This window comes from Kitasatospora sp. MY 5-36, from assembly GCF_001182915.1.
Classification (GTDB): Bacteria; Actinomycetota; Actinomycetes; order Streptomycetales; family Streptomycetaceae; genus Kitasatospora.
The window spans coordinates 1-846 of record NZ_LFVW01000312.1 but is presented as its reverse complement, the minus strand read 5'-3'; the positions used below and the strand labels follow the sequence as shown (position 1 = coordinate 846).

At 68.7% G+C, this 846-nt stretch carries 1 protein-coding gene; it reads right to left on the bottom strand.

The window, feature by feature from the left end:
* A partial coding sequence (locus tag AE652_RS20810) for a condensation domain-containing protein (protein WP_234348466.1) occupies nucleotides 1-827 on the bottom strand: 827 nt, incomplete at its 3' end.
* Nucleotides 828-846 lie beyond the last annotated feature (19 nt).

Here is an 846-nt window from a genome sequence, read left to right as displayed (position 1 = left end):
CCCGCCACCAGCGCGGGACGCGCCGGACGGCCCTCCTTCAGCTTCTCCATCACCCCGACCACCGTCGGGTTGCGGAAGAGGTCGCGGATGCCCAGCTCTGCGTTCAACGTGGTGCGGATGCGGCTGATCAGGCGCGTCGCGAGAAGCGAATGGCCGCCCAGAGCGAAGAAGTTGTCGTCGATACCCACCGACGGTACGCCGAGGACCTCGGCGAAGAACGCGCACAGGATCTCCTCCTGCGCCGTCCTCGGACCACGATGCCCCTGCACCTCCACAGCCTCGACCGCGCCGGCCCGGGCCCGCTCCGCCCGGCTGAGGAAGTACCGCTCCTGCTCAGGCGAGTCGAACACCTCCCAGCCGGACACCGGAACCTCCGGATCCCCGACCGCCACCCCGAGCAACCGCACCAACCGCTCCGCCACCAGACCCGCGGTCTCCTGGTCGAACAGATCGGTCGCGTACTGCAGAACGGCAGTGATACCCGCAGGCGCGTTGGCGGCGTCGCGGTTCTCGACGCAGGTGAGGTTGAGATCGAACTTGGCGGGCGGCGTCCCAAAGGACTCGGGCTGAGCGGTGAGGCCCGGGAGTTGGAGCGTGCCCTCGTCGTTGTTCTGCAGAACGAGCATCACCTGGAACAGCGGGTGCCGGCCCAGCGAACGCACCGGGTTCAACTCCTCCACCAGGCGCTCGAACGGCAGGTCCTGGTGCGTGAACGCCGCCAGGTCCGCATCCCGGACCCGCCCCAGCAACTCGCCGAAGGTCGGCTCACCCGACACATCCGTCCGCAGGACCAGGGTGTTCACGAAGAACCCGACCAGGTCGTCCAAGGCCTCGTCCGAACGCCCG